We start from the raw sequence: 15,915 nt of genomic DNA on the forward strand, positions 1-15,915 counted from the left end.
CATGGCAATTTCCCGCTCCTCATTTCTGCCAGAGCAGGCGCTCACGGCTCACTTGCCGGCCTATGCCGAATTGCATTGCCTGACTAATTTCTCCTTTCTGCGCGGCGCCTCGCACCCGCATGAACTGGTCGAACAGGCGATGTCACGTGGTTATAGTGCGCTTGCCATCACCGACGAATGCTCGTTGGCGGGCGTAGTGCGCGCGCACACGGCATTGAAAGAAATCAAACAGGAGAGAGAAGACAAGGCGAAAGCTAAAGCCGCACAAGCGGGCGCGTCTTCGGGAGAACTCGCGGAGCCAGAAGAAGATGAAGACACGGAGCTCAAGCCGATCCCTCATCTGATAATCGGCAGCGAACTCAATCTGACCGATGACAACGGCGAACCGTTCTGCACACTGGTTGCACTCGCAACCAATCGCAACGGCTACGGCAATCTATCCGAATTGATCACGCTAGGCCGCTCGCGTGCGGACAAAGGTAGCTATCGCCTCGGTCCGTCCGACTTCGCCGATGCGTTGCCGCACCTCGAGCATCTCAGGACCTTGCCCGATTGCCTCCTGATCCTCGTGCCGCAACGCACGGCCACGCTCTCGCACACGCTGCGTTGTGCGCATTGGCTCGCGTCATTCGCCCCGCAACGTTCGTGGATCGGACTCGAACTCTGGCAAACCGGCAGTGACGAACTTCAGATCGACGCCTTGCGAATGATTTCAAAAGCGAGCGGTTTGCCGCTGGTTGCCGCGGGAGGCGTCCTGATGCATGTGCGATCACGCAAACCCTTGCAGGACACCATGACCGCGATCGGCCTCGTCACGCCACTGTCTGCGTGCGGCCACGCGCTCGAAGCGAATGCCGAGCGGCATATGCGTACACGTGTGCGGCTCGGCAAACTGTATCCACGCGATACGCTTGAAGAAACGCTGCGTGTCGCAGCGCTGTGCCGTTTTTCGCTCGACGAACTCAGATACGAATATCCGGAAGAACTGGTTCCCGCCGGCGAATCGCCATCGAGCTATCTGCGCAAACTGGTCATGGCCGGCGCGATGGAGCGCTGGCCGAAGGGTATGGATCTGAAGCGAATCGGCCAGATCGAAAAAGAGTTGCTGCTGGTTGCCGAACTAAAATACGAAAAGTATTTCCTGACGGTGCACGATATCGTGAGTTTCGCGCGCTCAAGAAACATTCTGTGTCAGGGCCGAGGTTCGGCGGCGAATTCGATCATCTGCTATTGCCTGCATGTGACGGAGATCGATCCGGTGCATATGAACATGCTGATCGAACGATTCATCTCGCGCGCGCGTAACGAACCACCTGATATCGACGTCGATTTCGAGCATCAGCGCCGTGAAGAGGTGATTCAGTACATTTACGGGAAGTACGGCCGTCATCGCGCGGCGCTGACCGCATCGCTGATTACGTATCACGCGCGCAGTGCGCTGAAAGATGTCGGCAAGGCGTTGGGGCTCGAAGCGTCGTTGATCGAGCGCATCAGCAAATCACAACAATGGTGGGACGGCACGGATGCGGTCGCCAAATATCTGGCCGAGGCCGGCTTCGATGCCAACTCGCACATCACGCAGAATCTGATTCGCCTCACCAAAGAGTTGCGCAATTTTCCGCGTCATCTGTCGCAGCACGTCGGCGGCTTTGTGATTGCGAAAGACAAACTGTCGCGGCTCGTGCCGATCGAGAACGCGACCATGAAAGACCGTAGCGTGATCGAATGGGACAAGGACGATATCGATGCGCTCAAGTTGCTGAAAGTCGACGTGCTGGCGCTCGGCATGTTGTCGGCGATCCGGCGCGCGCTGGAATTCGTCGCATTGCGGCGCGGTTTTCCTGCATTCAGAGTGCAGGATATTCCGCGCGAAGATCGGGCCGTCTACGAGATGTGCGGCCATGCCGATACGATCGGCGTGTTCCAGATCGAATCGCGCGCGCAGCAAAGCATGCTGCCGCGGCTAAAGCCTTCCAAATACTACGACCTCGTGATCGAAGTCGCGATCGTGCGGCCCGGGCCGATCCAGGGCGGCATGGTGCATCCGTATCTGCGCCGCAAGCAGGGACTCGAGGTGGTCGATTACGCGAAGGATGAATTGCGCCCGGTGCTTGAACGCACGCTCGGCGTGCCGATCTTCCAGGAACAGGTGATGCACCTCGCGATGGTCGCGGCGGAATATACCGGCGAGCAAGCCGACCAGCTGCGGCGCGCGATGGCCGCGTGGCGACGCAGCGGCAACCTCGCGAAGTACCAGAAGGATCTGAGCGAGCGCATGCTCAAGCGAGGTTATGAGCCGGAGTTTATCGACCGCATCTGCAAACAGATCGAAGGCTTCGGCGAATACGGCTTTCCGGAGAGCCATGCGGCGAGCTTCGCATTGCTGGTCTACCTCAGCGCGTGGCTGAAGCGCTACGAGCCGGCTGCTTTCCTCGCAGGCTTGCTGAACAGTCAGCCATTGGGTTTTTATTCGCCTTCACAACTCGTGCAGGATGCGAAGCGTCACGGCGTAACGGTACTGCCGCCTGACGTGACGTTGAGCGACTGGGAATCCGTCTTCGAAAAACGCGGTGCGCAACAGGGGCAGCGCATTTCGGCGGCCGAGACCTGTTTGCATCGTCAGCAGGCCGTACTATCAGCGCAGCAATTGCGCGATCTGTCGCTGCGGCGCTACGCCGTGAGCCGGACCATCCGGCGCGCTGCAAAGCGGCTGTCCGCGCGCGTGTTTCAGTCGTCGAACACCTATGGTGCGGGCGGTCCCGCCGTGCGCCTCGGCATGCATCTGATCAAAGGCCTTGCGCAGGTGGCCGCCGAGCGCATCATGGCGGCCCGTCACGACGCACCGTTCAGCGATGTCGACGACCTCGCGCGCCGTGCGGCGTTGACGCGGCGCGATCTCGAGGCACTCGCTGCTGCGAACGCGCTGGTCAGCATCGCCGGGCATCGACGCGAAGCGTGGTGGGCGGTGACTGCCCAGCACATCGTACCCAGGTTGCTGCGCGATGCGCCGATCGCGGAAGCGCCGCTCGCGTTGCCGCAGGCAGCCGAAAGCCGTGAGATCGTCGACGATTATGCGAGCCTCGGCCTCACGCTCAATCGTCATCCGCTCGCGGTATTGCGTGCGCGTCTTGCCAAACAGCGTTTTCGCACCGCGGCCGAACTCGCCGCGTGTCAGCACGGTACGCTGGCGCGGGCATGCGGCATTGTTACCGTGCGGCAGCGGCCGGGCACGGCGAACGGCACCGTGTTCGTTTCCATCGAAGACGAGACCGGTTCGATCAATGTGATCGTGTGGCCGTCGCTGGTGGAAAAGCAGCGCAAGGTGTTGCTGGGTTCATCGCTGCTGGCGGTATATGGTGTCCTGCAGCGCGACGACGGCGTCGCTACCGGTGGTGACAACGCGGGAAATGCGGGTGACGTCAATCAGGTGGGTCAAGGTAAAGGTAAAGGCCGGCAGAAAAACAAAGGCGAGGTGATCCATCTCGTCGCGCATCGGCTCGAAGATCACAGCGAATGGCTCGGCGAACTGGCCACGGCGAGCCGCGATTTTCATTGAGGCCGGCTCGCCGCGGTTGAAATCGTCACCCGATGCTATGCCGGCGTGGCACCTCGCCATGGGAACCCGGCCAGCACTTGCCGGATCGCGGTATCGAACGGCGTACGGCGGCCAATGCCGAGCGCCTCGAGCCGGCTCGACGCCAGGTGGCAGTTGTGTGGGCGCGGCGTCGCGTCGGTGGGCGTATGCTGAGGCGTCAATCGCGCGTCGAGTCGCAGCGCTTCGGCAAGACGCACAGCGATTTCGTATTTGGTCATCGGCTCATCGCCCGACCATTGCACAATGCCGCGCAGCGCTTGCCCACGCGCATGCTGCTCGAGCATCTGCCGGATCACGAACGCGACGTCTGGCGTACAGGTTGGGTATCGGATTGCCCATGCATCCATGACGGCGGCCTTGCCGTCGCGCGAAGCCGATGCGGCGATCGCCGGCACGAGGCTCGTCACCGCCGATTCCGTCCAGCTGACGATTGGTCCATACAGTAACGGCAGGCGCAGTACACAGCCGAGCTCGGTGGCTTCCATCAACGCGCGCTCGCCTTCGAGTTTGCTGCGCCCGTAGGCATTCAGCGGCGCAGGGGCCGAGTCATGCTGGTAGGGCGGATGGCTGCCGTCGAACACGTAATCCGTGGAAATCGATAGCGTCCATGCGCCGCGACGCTCTGCCGCGGCGGCCAGGATGCGCACCGCATCCACATTCAGTGCGTGGGCCAATGCCGGATTGTGCTCGCACACATCCGGCCGACGCTCCGCCGCGGCAATCACGAGCGCGTCTGGTGCTTCGCGCTCGACAAATTGCTCGACCGCCTGCGCGTCGCGAATATCCAGCGCGACCGTGTTCGGACCCGGCCGGCTGAATGTCGTGGCGACAACCTGCCAGCCAGCCTGCTGCGCCAATTCGTCGACAACAGCACGCCCGAGCAGGCCGGATGCACCCATGACGGCAACTTTGAACATGGCGGAACTCGCTTAACTGGCTGCGCCGCGGGTGACAGCTGTGACCGTGTAACCGGCCTCGTCGATGGCGGCCTTGAGCGTTTCAACCGGTTGCGCCGATTCGACCGCTACGCGGCCCGATGCCAGATCGATCTGTACCTGCGCGGCGCCGTCGTGTTCACGGATCGCTTTTGTGACTGACGCCACGCAATGCTGGCAGCTCATGCCTTCTACCTGGAATTCGATCGTCATCAGGATTGCCTCTGGAAATGGAATGTTGCGATGGTTGAATTATGCCTGCCGAAACGTACTTGCGAGACTGACCTTCCCATGATGGGAAGGTGTACGATCGACGCATGCACTGGAGCAACAGTTATGAATATCGGAGAAGCGGCCCGCGCGTCGGGCGTCACGGCGAAGATGATTCGCTACTACGAAAGCGTTGGCCTGCTGGCGGCGAAGTCGCGCACAAGCGCCGGCTATCGCGTCTACGGACCACAAGAGGTGCACTCACTGCGCTTCATCCGGCAGGCGCGTCGGCTGGGCTTCCTGGTTGAGGACATTCGCCGGTTGCTGGCGCTGTGGCACGACCGGTCGCGCGCCAGCGGCGAAGTGAAGTCGATCGCGCTGGAACACGTCGCGGATCTCGACCGCCGCATCGCCGAATTGAGCGACATGCGCGACACGTTGGCGCATCTGGCCGATCATTGCCATGGCGACGGGCGCCCGGATTGCCCGATTATCGAGCGACTCGCCGATACCGACATAGTGTCGGGGAGGGGCTGTCATCCGCTTTAAGCTGGCAGATTGCAACCCGACCGTCGCATTCGTCGCAACCCATGGCGTATTTGCACCATTAATGTGCTTAAAATAAGGGGCGGCATCATTTTTATCGAAGAAGTCTATCTTTGTCTCAAAAAAATCAATGACTTGAGTGCACCGCAAGCGTGCACCATTCCAAAACGGAATGCACGTCATGCGGGCATTTCACTAGCAAGGTTGCACCAGAGGGCTATAATCCGGGTTAACCCTTTTACGGGAAATCCCTGATGCACAATCCACCGGGGATTCAATACTGATCCTTGGAGAACATCATGTTTGCATACCTTCTTGAAAAGCTGAGCACCTGGTTTGAAACCGCAGAACGTAGCCGTCGTGAAGCCTATCTGGCCTCGTCGTCGGACATCGTTCAGCTTGAGCAACGCATCCGCTCGCTCGAAACCAACGGTTATTCGCTGTAAGCATCGAGCATCGAGTTTGACCCGGCAGCGCGTATCGCGCGGCCAAGGCAGTACCGCGTTGAGCCCCGTATAGACGGGGCTTTGTCATATCTGGACCGCGAAAATTACTCGGCCGGTGTTGCCCGAAGGCCGATCACGAACAATATCGACTAGCCTGAAGGTTGCCACCACGGTAAGGTAAAGCGTTTTCTGCGCAATCCGGCATTCTCAAACCTAACCGGTCCGCCTATGCTTCCTGCCCGCTCGCTTCAATCCATGCTGGCCACCGCCGTCGCGGCCTCGCTGACAATGGTTTTCGCAGTACCGGTGAGCTTCGCCGCGTCGAGCAACACCGGCAAGCCATTGGTCCTCGATACGCAGAGCGGCATTAGCGACGGGCAAACCGGCACCGTTCTGCAAACCGCGCCGCTCTCGCGGGAGCGGATCGTAGGGGCGCAGCCCATTGCGGCGCCGACCGAACTGGCGCCGAATTCCTCAATACCGATCGTTGTCGCGCCGTACCTCCAGTTGCCGGCCGGCGGCCGCGTGCCGCCGCAACCGCCGCCGCAACCTCGCCCTGTGGCGCATCCGCAATAAGTGTTTTTTGCGCGCGACTATCCTCGTAGTTCCTTTCTGATCCGATAGCACTTCGAGCCCTGAGTCGCGCGCCGACGCGCGCCTTTGGATGCTGCGCATGCCGACGCGTCATTCGGGTTTCGGCGCATGGCGTGGCCGGAAACGTCCGACGACAATCGTGGCGCGATCTCTCACCAGCGACGTGGGCCAGGTGCATTGCGCTGCGCCAACGCATCGAACGAAAACAGAAAACAGAACAAGGAGACATGAAAATGCCTAACCACTGGATGCGGCGTGCGGCCAGCACTTGCGCCACGCTGATCGCGCTAGTCGCACTGCCCGGCCTCGCACTCGCCAGGGACACCCCGGAAAAGCCCACCTTGACGATGGCTGTCGGCGGTTTGCCGGGCCTCTATTATTTGCCGGTACTTGCCGCGCAACAGTTGGGCTACTTCAAGGACGAGGGGCTCGACGTCACGCTCGAAGATTTCGCGGGCGGATCCAAAGCGCTGGAAGCGGTAGTAGGGGGCAGCGCGGATGTAGGCGCCGGCGCGTTCGAGCACACGCTGTTCATGCAGGCGAAGGGACAGCACTATCGCGCGTTTGCGCTGATGGGCCGGGCGCCGCAGATCGTTGTCGCGGTCACCAAGTCGAAGGTCGACGCGATCAGGACGCTGGCGGACTTCAAGGGGGCGAAGGTCGGCGTGAGCGCGCCGGGGTCGTCGACGGATCTGGTGCTCACCGTCGCTTTGCGCAAGGCCGGCGTGCAGCGCAATGAGATTTCGGCGATCGGCGTGGGCAGTGGGGCGACGGTACTGGCCGCCGTGAGCGGTGGTCAGATCGACGCGCTGTCGAACGTGGATCCGATGATGACGAAACTGGCGCGTAGCGGCGCGATCAAGGTGCTGGTCGATACCCGCACGGTGAAAGGCACACAGGAGGTGTTCGGCGGAACGATGCCGGCGGCGACGCTGTATGCGTCGGAGGCCTTCATCCAGAAGAATCCGAAGACAACGCAGGCTCTCGCCAACGCCATCGTGCGCGCGGACCACTGGTTGCAAACCGCGAGCGATGCCGACTTGCTGAAGATGGTGCCGCCGGCATACCTGCTCAACGACTCGGCGCTCTACGTGGAAGCCTTCCACAACGTACGCGATGCATATTCGCCGGATGGCCTGATGCCCGCAGACGGTCCCGCGACCTCATTGCGAGCGCTGTCGTCGTTCGACAGCCGGCTCGATCCGAAGAAGATCGACCTGAACGCGACCTATACCAACGACTTCGCCCGCAAGGCCGCGGCGCAACTCAAGTAAGCGGCCTGGCCGCGCATTGTCCCGTAGCGCGCACGTCTGCCTCTTCGGAGGCGCGTGCGTGCAACCCGCAAGACAACTCAATCGCCGCGATATTCGACCTTGAATTGCGCGGCCTTGTCCTCGCCGAGCGTCTTGACCAGCCATGGCATTTGCTCTTTCAGCGTTTTTGCCAGCGTGTACGGCGGATTCAGAATGAACATGCCGCTGCCGAACAGACCGAAACCGTCGGCCGGCGGATTGCTGACGGTCAGGCTCACATGCAGCCAGTTACGCTCCTGCAGCCGCTTCAACTGATCGGGAAAGCGCTGCGATTCAAGGCGCTTCACCTGCGGATACCAGACCGCGTACATGCCCGTCGGGAAGCGTTTCAGGCTCTCCTCGATGCTGCGTAGCGTGCGGGTGTAGTCGCGCTTGTCCTCATAGGAAGGATCGAGCAGCACCAGCGCGCGGCGCGGCGCCGGCGGCAGCAGCGCGAGGACGCCGTCAAAGCCGTCGCCCGCGTAGAGCATGGCGCGCCGGCCCGCGTCGCGGAAATTGTGGCGCAGCACGTCGATTTCGGTGGTATGCAGCTCGAACAGACGCATGCGGTCCTGTTCGCGCATCTGCCGCCACGCGATATACGGCGAGCCCGGATAGAAGCGCAACTGGCCGTCCGGGTTCAGCGCGCCCACTTCGTCGACGTACTCTGCGAAGATCGGCGGCAGGTCATCGCGGCCCCAAAGTTTGCCGATGCCGCTCTGGAACTCGCCGGTTTTGGTCGCGTAGCCCTCCTTCAGCGAATAGACGCCGGCGCCCGCATGCGTGTCGATATACCAGTAGGACTTGTCCTTCTGGCCGAGGTAGCGCAGTAGCTGCAACACGACGGCGTGTTTCAGAACGTCGGCGTGATTGCCTGCGTGAAAGGCGTGGCGGTAGCTGAGCATGATGAGGTGACGCTGAAAGAGGGCGCGCCGGTCCAGTTCGGATTCGGCGATGCGGATGCAATGCGGCAGCACAACTGCTGTGCAGCGCGGTCGCGTATTGTACGCGACACCGCGTTGCATCCCGCAGTGCGTTCCGGGCGGCACGACCCAATGCCGCACGCACGGGCCGTGCCTCGTGATCCGATGAGCGGCCGGTCAGTTGTAGGCGTCGCCGATGATCTCCTCGATCTGCTGTTTGATCTCCGGGGTAATGCGCTCGGCCACATCGATCGACTTCATGTTCTCGCCGATCTGTTCGACCCGCGACGCACCCGTGATCACCGTGCTCACATGCGGGTTCTTCAGAATCCACGCGATGGCCAGTTGACCGACGGTGCAACCCAGCCCATCGGCCACTTCGCCGAGCCTGCCGACCACGTTATTCTTGCCGGCGTCGGTCACCTGTTTGCGCAGCCACTCGTAGCCCTGCAACTGCGCGCGGCTGTCTGCGGGTACGCCGTCGCGGTACTTGCCGGTGAGCAGGCCGGAAGCCAGCGGGCTCCAGGTCGTCAGCCCGAGACCGATATCCTCATAGAGCCGCTTGTATTCCTGCTCGACGCGCTTGCGATGAAACAGGTTGTATTGTGGCTGTTCCATGACAGGCTTGTGCAGATGATGCCGCTCTGCAATGTCGTAAGCGGCGCGGATCTCGTCGGCGCTCCATTCGGACGTGCCCCAGTAAAGTGCTTTACCGCGCGTGATCATGTCGCTCATCGCCCAGACGGTTTCTTCGACCGGCGTGTTCGGGTCAGGACGATGACAGAACACCAGATCGACATAATCGAGTTGCAGGCGTTTGAGCGATGCATCGACCGCGTTCAGCAAATATTTACGATTCAGCGTGTGGTACTGGTTCGGCGCTTCCTCGAGACCCCAGAAGAATTTCGTCGACACCACATAGCTCACGCGCGGCCATGCCAGTTCCTTGAGTGCCTGACCCATGATGTCTTCGGATTGCCCGCTGGCATACACCTCGGCGTTGTCAAAGAAGTTGACTCCCGCATCACGGGCAGCCGCGAGCGATTCACGCGCCGCACGATGATCCACCTGATTGCCGTAGGTGACCCACGAGCCGATGGACAGTTCGCTGACCTGCAGGCCAGAACGGCCCAGACGTCGATAATTCATGCACTCCTCCTTGGTAGTGATGCAGCCGGAATCCCGCCGAAACGTCTAGTTTAAAGATAAAGGCCGATGTGCGTTTTCCGGCTACGGTTCACGCGGTTCATGCACAATAGCAAGGTAGGCCGCAGTGCAGCATTCGGCCAGACGGCCTATGCCGTGTGGCTGACTTCACGCCGCCTGCGGTCCGTGGTCTCATTGCTCATTAACTGCATGGAGGTTCTGGATGTCGTCACTGAACACGAATCTGAATGGCAAGGTCGCGGTGGTTACCGGCGCGGCGAGCGGTATTGGCAAACAAATCGCACTGACACTTTCCGCGGCGGGCGCTGCAGTCGCGATCGCCGACCTGAACCAGGATGGGGCGAACGCGGTCGCTGAAGAAATCAAAAAGGGCGGCGGCAAGGCAATTGGCGTCGCCATGGACGTCACGAACGAAGACGCGGTCAATCAGGGGATCGACAAAGTCGCTGCCGAGTTTGGCTCGATCGATATCCTGATTTCCAATGCCGGCATCCAGATCGTTAACCCGATCGAAAATTATTCGTTTTCCGACTGGAAGAAGATGCAGGCCATCCACGTGGACGGCGCATTCCTCACCACCAAGGCTGCGCTCAAGCACATGTACAAAGACGATCGCGGCGGCATCGTGATCTACATGGGTTCGGTCCATTCGCACGAAGCGTCGCCGCTCAAGTCCGCCTATGTGACGGCCAAGCACGCGCTGCTCGGGCTCTCGCGAGTCCTCGCCAAGGAAGGCGCGAAGCACAACGTGCGCTCGCATGTGGTTTGTCCGGGATTTGTGCGCACGCCGCTGGTCGACAAGCAGATTCCCGAGCAGGCGAAAGAACTCGGCATCAGCGAGGACGACGTGGTCAAGCGCGTAATGTTGGGTGGCACGGTGGATGGCATCTTCACCACGGTGGAAGACGTCGCGCAAACGGTATTGTTCCTGTCCACCTTCCCGACTGCGGCGCTGACCGGTCAGTCCTTTATTGTGAGCCACGGCTGGTACATGCAATAAGGAGGCGCCCATGGCGCAACGCAATCTTAAACGGGCGCGCGCCGGTGCGCCCGGCGATGGGGAGGGCGAAGGCGCCGGTCCGGTGCCCGCTGCCCATGCCGGCCGGCTGAAGCATCTGCCCAACTACGAAACCGTTGCGCTGATGCTGCAGGGCGGCGGCGCTCTCGGGGCGTATCAGGCCGGCGTCTTTCAGGGCCTTTACGAAGCGGGTATCGAACCGAACTGGCTCGCCGGCATTTCGATCGGGGCGTTGAATACAGCCATCATTGCTGGCAATCCCCCAGAGAAGCGTGTCGAACGGCTGCTGCAATTCTGGGAGACGATCTGCCAGCCGGCTTTCGGGCCGCCGCTGCCCGCCTTCATCGAGCACGCGTTTTTTAATTCCAGTGAAGCCGTGCGTAAAGCCTTTACTGCAACGCAGGCTATGGGTGCGATCCTGGAGGGGCAGAAGGGATTCTTTGTGCCGCGTTTCCCGCCGCCATTGCCCACTGTGTCCGGACCGCCGCAGATGGCGAGCTATTACGATACCGCGCCACTGAAAGCGACGCTGGAAGCCTTATGCGATTTCGACCGGATCAATTCACGTGAAATGCGGGTGTCGGTCGGCGCAGTCAATTGCGGCACGGGGAATTTTGCGTACTTCGATAACACGCACACCACGTTGAAACCCGAGCATTTCATGGCATCGGGGGCGTTGCCGCCTGGCTTCGCCGCGGTTGAAATCGACGGGCAGTTTTACTGGGATGGCGGCTTGATGTCGAATACACCGCTTTACGAGGTGATTCAGTCCACTCCGCGTCGCGACACGCTCGCCTTCCAGGTCGATCTGTGGAGTGCGATCGGGCCGGTGCCCGATAACATCACCGATGTGCAGGGGCGCATGAAGGATATTCAGTATTCGAGCCGGACCCGGCTTGTGACCGACATGCTGCAACGGTCGCAGCGTTTCCGGCATGTGCTGCGCGAGGTGCTGGATCGGGTGCCGGCGGATCAGCATGAGGATCCGTGGTGCAAGCTGGCGGAAGAATTATCGTGTTCGAAACGCTACAACGTCATCCATCTCATCTACCGGCAGAAGGAGTACGAAGGGCACTTCAAAGACTTCCAGTTCGGCCTTTCCACGATGCGTGAACATTGGGAGAGCGGGCTGGAAGATATCCGCCGCTCACTCGCGCAACCTGATTGGCTCGACCTGCCCGATAACGACGCGGGCTTTGTCACGCACGATATCCACCGGGATTCACGTTGACATAGCCGCGAGCAACACCCGTTAGCAACCAATGAAAACGGCGCCCGAAAGGGCGCCGTTGCTACGAGCGGTCAGCAAGGCGTGTGCAAAAATCGCCCACGCTTTGAAAGCTCTTACTTCAGCACGTGAGCGATGGCGTTCGCCACCACGTCGAGGTTGCGGGTATTGAGCGCAGCCACGCAGATCCGGCCGGTGCCCACGGCATAAATGCCGAACTCTTCACGCAGACGGTCCACTTGTGGCGAGGTCAGACCCGAGTACGAGAACATGCCGCGTTGCGCGTTCACGAAGCTGAAATCGCGATCCACGCCGCTTGCCTTCAGCCGTTCCACCAGGCCGTTGCGCATGGCGCGGATGCGGTCGCGCATTTCGGCCAGTTCCGTTTCCCACGTGGCGCGCAGTTCAGTCGAAGCGAGCACCGCTGCGACCACCGAACCACCGTGCGTCGGCGGGTTCGAGTAGTTCGTGCGGATCACGCGCTTCAGTTGCGACAGCACGCGGGCGGATTCTTCCTTGCTGGCCGTAATGATCGACAGTGCGCCGACGCGTTCGCCGTACAGCGAGAACGACTTCGAGAACGACGACGACACGAACACGTTCAGTTCCGACGCAGCGAACAGACGCACGGCTGCGGCGTCCGATTCGATGTTGTCGCCGAAACCCTGGTAAGCGATGTCGAGGAACGGCACCAGATTGCGCGCCTTGACGACTTCGACCACCTGCTTCCATTGTTCGACGCTCAGGTCGACGCCGGTCGGGTTGTGGCAGCACGCGTGCAGCACGACAACCGTGCCCGCGGCGTAGCTGTTCAGCGCGCTCAGCATGCCTTCGAAGTTCACGCCATGCGTGTGCGCGTCGTAGTACGGGTATGACGCGACCTCGAAGCCGGCGCCTTCGAACAGTGCGCGGTGGTTTTCCCAGCTCGGGTCGCTGATTGCGACCTTGGCGTTCGGGTTCAGGCGCTTGAGGAAGTCGGCGCCGATTTTCAGTGCGCCGGTGCCGCCCAGTGCCTGCGCCGTGACAACGCGGCCTGCGGCGATCAGCGCCGAGTCGTTGCCGAGAAGAAGCTTCTGCACTGCGGCGTCGTATGCGGCGATGCCTTCGATCGGCAGATAGCCGCGCGGCAGCGCCGCTTCGACGCGAGCCTTTTCCGCGTCGCGCACGGCGCGCAACAGCGGAATCTTGCCTTCTTCATTGAAGTACACACCCACGCCAAGGTTGACTTTGGTGGTGCGTGCATCGGCGTTAAAGGCTTCGTTCAGGCCCAGAATCGGGTCGCGGGGAGCAAGTTCGACGGCGGAGAACAGAGACATGATGGGTCGGCAGCAGTAGTGAAGAAGAAGGGCGGCTTGGTGCGGGCGGCCCAGCCTGCGGCGTCTGACGGGAGGTACAGACACGCGGCGGACGGCGGCAGGCGAGCGCAACTTGCCATTGTAGCGAATCCGTCGGCATTTTTTCGGCCCGCGACGGCTGTGAGGTCGAATTATTTGCTTGAAAAACAGGCATTCGGGCGTCATATGGCTATCACGAATCTGCTCGTGGCCGGTGCCGATCGGCCCCGAACTGGCCCTGAAACCTCTGCCAGATAGTCAAAAGCGGGCTCGAAGGCACGCCCTCGGGCCGCACCGCAGACGTCTTATCACCCCTGTCGTCCGAGCGCCCGTAAACTCGCTCTGCGGTACGCGGATAAAGCCCGGAAACCCTACGCGGGGCCGCTCAGCCCGCGTTTCCCGAACCCGTTAGAATAGTCCTTTGCCCAAGGCCTGGTGCCGCCCACATGTCCGAACACCATCTGACTGAAGCCGAAGACACGCTCGACGAATCTAAATTCGTCACGTTCGAGGGCTCGCCGTTCCAGCTGTACCAGCCTTATCCGCCTGCCGGCGACCAACCCACGGCGATCGACACGCTCGTCGAAGGCGTCGAGGACGGCCTGTCGTTCCAGACGTTGCTCGGCGTGACCGGCTCCGGCAAGACCTTTACGATGGCCAACACGATCGCGCGGCTCGGCCGCCCGGCTATCGTGTTCGCGCCGAACAAGACGCTCGCCGCGCAGCTCTATTCGGAGTTCCGCGAGTTCTTCCCGCGCAATGCGGTCGAGTACTTCGTCTCGTACTACGACTATTACCAGCCGGAAGCGTACGTGCCGCAGCGCGACCTGTTCATCGAGAAGGATTCCTCGATCAACGAGCATATCGAGCAGATGCGGCTGTCGGCCACCAAGAGCCTGATGGAGCGGCGCGACGTGGTGATCGTCGGCACGGTGTCGGCGATCTACGGGATCGGCAACCCGTCCGAATATCACAAGATGATTCTGACGCTGCGCATCGGCGACAAGCTCGGCCAGCGCGATATCATCGCGCGCCTGATCGCGATGCAGTACAACCGCAACGAGGCCGACTTCCAGCGCGGCTCGTTCCGCGTGCGCGGCGACACCATCGATATTTTCCCGGCTGAACACGCCGAAATGGCGGTGCGCATCGAGCTATTCGACGACGAAGTCGAGACGCTGCAACTGTTCGATCCGCTTACCGGCCGGGTGCGTCAGAAGATTCCGCGCTTTACGGTTTACCCGTCGTCGCACTATGTGACGCCGCGCGATACCGTGGTGCGCGCGGTCGAAACAATCAAGACCGAACTGCGCGATCGGCTCGAATTTTTCTATAGTGGCGGCAAGCTGGTCGAAGCGCAGCGGCTCGAACAACGTACCCGTTTCGACCTCGAAATGCTCCAGGAGCTCGGTTTCTGCAAGGGCATCGAGAATTACTCGCGGCACTTCTCGGGCGCCGCGCCCGGCGAGCCGCCGCCCACGCTGGTCGATTACCTGCCGCCGGACGCGCTAATGCTGCTCGACGAATCGCACGTCCTGATCGGCCAGTTGAACGGCATGTACAACGGCGACCGCGCGCGTAAAGAGAACCTGGTGGACTACGGTTTCCGTTTGCCGTCGGCGCTCGATAACCGGCCGCTCAAATTCAACGAGTTCGAGCGCAAGATGCGCCAGGTGATTTTCGTCTCGGCCACGCCGGCCGATTACGAAAAGAAGACGGCCGGGCAGGTGGCCGAGCAACTAGTGCGTCCTACCGGGCTGGTGGATCCGGAAATCGAGGTGCGCCCGGCGCGTAGCCAGGTGGACGACGTGCTCGGCGAGATCAACGAGCGCGTGAAAGTGGGCGATCGCGTGCTGGTCACGGTGCTGACCAAGCGGATGGCCGAACAGCTCACCGAATTTCTGGCCGATCACGGCGTCAAGGTGCGCTATCTGCACAGCGACATCGATACAGTGGAGCGGGTCGAAATTATCCGCGATCTGCGTCTGGGCACATTCGACGTGCTGGTCGGGATCAACCTGCTGCGCGAGGGGCTCGATATTCCGGAAGTATCGCTGGTCGCGATTCTCGACGCCGACAAGGAAGGCTTCCTGCGCGCTGAGCGTTCGCTGATCCAGACCATCGGGCGGGCGGCGCGTAACGTGAACGGCAAGGCGATTCTGTACGGGGACAAGGTAACCGATTCGATGCGCCGCGCCATCGACGAAACCGAGCGGCGGCGCGCCAAGCAGGTTGCCTTCAACCTCGAAAACGGCATTACGCCGCGCGGGGTGGTCAAGCGTATTCGCGACATCATCGACGGCGTGTACAACGTCGACGACGCCCGCGCCGAGTTGAAAGAGCAGCAAGCCCGCGCGAAATTCGAGGACATGTCCGAGAAACAGCTCGCCAAGGAACTCAAGCGTCTCGAAAAGCAGATGATGGAGCACGCGAAGAATCTCGAGTTCGAAAAGGCCGCGCAAACCCGCGACCAGATCGCGTTGCTGCGCCAGCGTGTGTTCGGCGCCAACGTCGGCGATCACGTGCCCGGCGTCAACTAAGTCGTCTCTTTTGTTCCCGGGAGCGCGGCAACGCGCCGCGCTCCCGCCTGCCCTGAATTCGCCTCTCCCCCGAAGCCGTCACACGCG

13 protein-coding genes are annotated in these 15,915 nt (G+C 61.4%); 8 read left to right on the top strand and 5 right to left on the bottom strand.

Translation table 11 applies throughout. The features are described 5' to 3' along the window. Position 1 precedes the first annotated feature (1 nt). A complete protein-coding gene (locus PQR27_RS05165; protein WP_408522642.1) occupies positions 2 to 3,556 on the top strand; it encodes an error-prone DNA polymerase in 3,555 nt (1,184 codons plus the stop codon). 35 nt (positions 3,557 to 3,591) lie between these two features. On the opposite strand, the gene PQR27_RS05170 is transcribed toward PQR27_RS05165, so the two are convergent. Together PQR27_RS05170 and PQR27_RS05175 are read right to left on the bottom strand one after the other, a co-directional pair. Further along, the gene (locus PQR27_RS05170) at positions 3,592 to 4,512 is read right to left on the bottom strand and encodes a dTDP-4-dehydrorhamnose reductase family protein (RefSeq protein WP_408522644.1); all 921 of its coding nucleotides are present in this window, start codon (positions 4,510 to 4,512) and stop codon (positions 3,592 to 3,594) included. A 12-nt stretch (positions 4,513 to 4,524) separates the two neighbouring features. After that, positions 4,525 to 4,743, bottom strand: coding sequence for a heavy-metal-associated domain-containing protein (locus tag PQR27_RS05175; RefSeq protein ID WP_408522645.1), 219 nt, complete (start codon positions 4,741 to 4,743; stop codon positions 4,525 to 4,527). 123 nt (positions 4,744 to 4,866) lie between these two features. Between PQR27_RS05175 and cueR the strand changes: the two genes are divergently transcribed. The 4 genes from cueR to PQR27_RS05195 all read left to right on the top strand — a co-directional run bounded on the left by cueR (position 4,867) and on the right by PQR27_RS05195 (position 7,600). After that, positions 4,867 to 5,289 carry a Cu(I)-responsive transcriptional regulator gene (gene cueR / locus PQR27_RS05180; RefSeq protein ID WP_408522647.1) on the top strand — a complete coding sequence of 141 codons (423 nt, stop codon included), beginning with the start codon at positions 4,867 to 4,869 and terminating at the stop codon, positions 5,287 to 5,289. A 296-nt stretch (positions 5,290 to 5,585) separates the two neighbouring features. After that, a complete protein-coding gene (locus PQR27_RS05185; protein WP_074265275.1) occupies positions 5,586 to 5,732 on the top strand; it encodes a DUF3563 family protein in 147 nt (48 codons plus the stop codon). Positions 5,733 to 5,960: 228 nt separating this feature from the next. Then, positions 5,961 to 6,308: a hypothetical protein gene (locus PQR27_RS05190; protein ID WP_408522648.1), complete on the top strand. Its 348-nt coding sequence runs from the start codon at positions 5,961 to 5,963 to the stop codon at positions 6,306 to 6,308. A 251-nt stretch (positions 6,309 to 6,559) separates the two neighbouring features. Further along, on the top strand, positions 6,560 to 7,600 hold the full coding sequence (locus tag PQR27_RS05195) for an ABC transporter substrate-binding protein (protein WP_408525407.1): 1,041 nt from the start codon (positions 6,560 to 6,562) through the stop codon (positions 7,598 to 7,600). 77 nt (positions 7,601 to 7,677) lie between these two features. On the opposite strand, the gene PQR27_RS05200 is transcribed toward PQR27_RS05195, so the two are convergent. Continuing rightward, on the bottom strand, positions 7,678 to 8,523 hold the full coding sequence (locus tag PQR27_RS05200) for a 23S rRNA (adenine(2030)-N(6))-methyltransferase RlmJ (protein ID WP_408525408.1): 846 nt from the start codon (positions 8,521 to 8,523) through the stop codon (positions 7,678 to 7,680). A gap of 195 nt (positions 8,524 to 8,718) precedes the next feature. After that, positions 8,719 to 9,690, bottom strand: a complete 972-nt coding sequence (locus PQR27_RS05205; RefSeq protein ID WP_408522649.1) for a potassium channel beta subunit family protein — start codon at positions 9,688 to 9,690, stop codon at positions 8,719 to 8,721. 220 nt (positions 9,691 to 9,910) lie between these two features. On the opposite strand from PQR27_RS05205, the gene PQR27_RS05210 reads away from it, so the two are divergent. Together PQR27_RS05210 and PQR27_RS05215 are read left to right on the top strand one after the other, a co-directional pair. Next, on the top strand, positions 9,911 to 10,708 hold the full coding sequence (locus PQR27_RS05210; RefSeq protein WP_408522650.1) for a 3-hydroxybutyrate dehydrogenase: 798 nt from the start codon (positions 9,911 to 9,913) through the stop codon (positions 10,706 to 10,708). A 10-nt stretch (positions 10,709 to 10,718) separates the two neighbouring features. After that, positions 10,719 to 11,957 carry a DUF3734 domain-containing protein gene (locus PQR27_RS05215; protein WP_408522651.1) on the top strand — a complete coding sequence of 413 codons (1,239 nt, stop codon included), beginning with the start codon at positions 10,719 to 10,721 and terminating at the stop codon, positions 11,955 to 11,957. Between the two features lie 113 nt (positions 11,958 to 12,070). Here the strand turns inward: PQR27_RS05215 and PQR27_RS05220 are convergent, their stop codons facing one another. Beyond that, positions 12,071 to 13,270, bottom strand: a complete 1,200-nt coding sequence (locus PQR27_RS05220; protein WP_408522652.1) for an amino acid aminotransferase — start codon at positions 13,268 to 13,270, stop codon at positions 12,071 to 12,073. 464 nt (positions 13,271 to 13,734) lie between these two features. On the opposite strand from PQR27_RS05220, the gene uvrB reads away from it, so the two are divergent. Continuing rightward, entirely contained in the window at positions 13,735 to 15,828 is a 2,094-nt protein-coding gene (uvrB, locus tag PQR27_RS05225) for an excinuclease ABC subunit UvrB (RefSeq protein WP_408522653.1), read from the top strand. Positions 15,829 to 15,915: the final 87 nt, after the last annotated feature.

Source organism: Paraburkholderia fungorum, from assembly GCF_046027215.1.
In the GTDB taxonomy this organism is placed as follows: domain Bacteria; phylum Pseudomonadota; class Gammaproteobacteria; order Burkholderiales; family Burkholderiaceae; genus Paraburkholderia; species Paraburkholderia fungorum_D.

Bases quoted from the DNA above. Each gene is read 5' to 3' on its own strand.
- PQR27_RS05190 (WP_408522648.1), top strand. From the start codon at position 5,961: ATGCTTCCTGCCCGCTCGCTTCAATCCATGCTGGCCACCGCCGTCGCG.
- PQR27_RS05210 (WP_408522650.1), top strand. From the start codon at position 9,911: ATGTCGTCACTGAACACGAATCTGAATGGCAAGGTCGCGGTGGTTACC.
- PQR27_RS05185 (WP_074265275.1), top strand. From the start codon at position 5,586: ATGTTTGCATACCTTCTTGAAAAGCTGAGCACCTGGTTTGAAACCGCA.
- PQR27_RS05220 (WP_408522652.1), bottom strand. From the start codon at position 13,270: ATGTCTCTGTTCTCCGCCGTCGAACTTGCTCCCCGCGACCCGATTCTG.
- PQR27_RS05205 (WP_408522649.1), bottom strand. From the start codon at position 9,690: ATGAATTATCGACGTCTGGGCCGTTCTGGCCTGCAGGTCAGCGAACTG.
- PQR27_RS05215 (WP_408522651.1), top strand. From the start codon at position 10,719: ATGGCGCAACGCAATCTTAAACGGGCGCGCGCCGGTGCGCCCGGCGAT.
- PQR27_RS05165 (WP_408522642.1), top strand. From the start codon at position 2: ATGGCAATTTCCCGCTCCTCATTTCTGCCAGAGCAGGCGCTCACGGCT.
- PQR27_RS05200 (WP_408525408.1), bottom strand. From the start codon at position 8,523: ATGCTCAGCTACCGCCACGCCTTTCACGCAGGCAATCACGCCGACGTT.
- PQR27_RS05195 (WP_408525407.1), top strand. From the start codon at position 6,560: ATGCCTAACCACTGGATGCGGCGTGCGGCCAGCACTTGCGCCACGCTG.
- PQR27_RS05175 (WP_408522645.1), bottom strand. From the start codon at position 4,743: ATGACGATCGAATTCCAGGTAGAAGGCATGAGCTGCCAGCATTGCGTG.
- cueR (WP_408522647.1), top strand. From the start codon at position 4,867: ATGAATATCGGAGAAGCGGCCCGCGCGTCGGGCGTCACGGCGAAGATG.
- uvrB (WP_408522653.1), top strand. From the start codon at position 13,735: ATGTCCGAACACCATCTGACTGAAGCCGAAGACACGCTCGACGAATCT.
- PQR27_RS05170 (WP_408522644.1), bottom strand. From the start codon at position 4,512: ATGTTCAAAGTTGCCGTCATGGGTGCATCCGGCCTGCTCGGGCGTGCT.